The 1,405-nt window shown below is 62.6% G+C and carries 1 protein-coding gene; it reads right to left on the minus strand.

Going from position 1 to position 1,405, the window contains the following annotated elements:
• Window positions 1-68: 68 nt before the first annotated feature.
• Window positions 69-1,223, minus strand: coding sequence for a MalY/PatB family protein (locus F8N49_RS27710; RefSeq protein ID WP_071172528.1), 1,155 nt, complete (start codon window positions 1,221-1,223; stop codon window positions 69-71).
• Window positions 1,224-1,405 lie beyond the last annotated feature (182 nt).

Here is a 1,405-nt window from a genome sequence, read left to right on the forward strand (position 1 = left end):
GACAACATCTATGTTGCATGTGAGCCCGTCATCGCTGGCAAGCCAGCTCCCACGAGGGCATGTTGTTCTCAGGCGTTGCGGCTGGCCAGCGCCCGCTCCATCCGCGCAATCCCTTCTTCCAGCAACGCCCTCGGGCAGCCGAAGTTCAAGCGCACAAACTGCTGATGCCGGTCACCAAAATCGAGCCCGGCACTGAGCCCGACCTTGCCCTGTTCGAGGAAGAACCGCTGCGGATCCGGCAGGTCGAGCGCGGTGCAATCGAGCCACGCCAGATACGTGCCCTGCGGCACGTTGATGGTCACGCCCGGCAGGCGCGTGCGCACCGCGTCTACCAGCCAGTCGCGGTTGGCCTGCAGGTAGATTTTCAATTCCGCGAGCCACGGCCCGGCTTCGCTGTAGGCGACGCGGGTGGCTTCCATGCCCAGCGGGTTGACGCTGTCGACCATGCCGCAGCGGGCGTGGTTGACGCGTTCGCGCAGGGCGGCGTCCTGGATGATCATGAACGAGGTCTTCAGACCGGCGATGTTGTAGGCCTTGCTCGCCGACATCAGGGTGATCGTGCGTTTCGATATTTGCGGGCTCAGCGATGCGGTGGGAATGTGCACGCGGCCGTCGAAGCACAGTTCGGCGTGAATCTCGTCGGAGATGATCCACGCGTCCTGCGCTTCACAAATATCCGCCACTGCCTGCAATTCTTCGCGGGCGAAGACCTTGCCGAGCGGGTTGTGCGGGTTGCTCAACAGCAGGGCGCCGCCGCCTTTCAGCGACTCGCGCAGTGCGTCCAATGGCGTGGCGTAGGTGCCATCGGCCTGGGCGTTGAATTCCAGCTCGACCTTGTTCAGGCCCCAATGCCCCGGCGCATGACGCAGTGGCGGGTAGTTCGGCACTTGCACGACGATATTCTGCTGCGCCTGGACCAACGCCTTGAGCGCCATGTTGAAGCCCGATTCCACACCCGGCAGGAAGATCAGCTCCTGCGGTTTGACCTGCCATGAATACTTGTTCCACAGATCGGCGACGATCGCTTCACGCAGGTTGTCCTGCGCCACGCTGTAACCGAGCAACGGGTGCAGCAGGCGCTGTTGCAAGGCTTCGACGATGACCGGCGGCGCGGCAAAATCCATGTCAGCGACCCACATCGGCAACACATCGGCCGGGTAGCGGCTCCACTTGGTGCTGCCAGTGTGGTGGCGGTCGAACAGCTGATCAAAATCGAAAGTCATGCGCGGTCTCGTCAAGGCGGAGTTGGTTCTGCCGGACATTCTATGCGCAACTCGTTCCCTGTAGGAGTGAGCCTGCTCGCAATAGCGATCTGACTGATCGTTCCCACGCTCCGCGTGGGAATGCAGCCCGGGACGCTCTGCGTCCCAGTGGAACGCGGAGCGTCCCTTGAGGTATTCCCACG

Origin of the sequence: Pseudomonas sp. GXM4, assembly GCF_008923895.1 — a bacterium.
GTDB lineage: Bacteria > Pseudomonadota > Gammaproteobacteria > Pseudomonadales > Pseudomonadaceae > Aquipseudomonas > Aquipseudomonas atacamensis.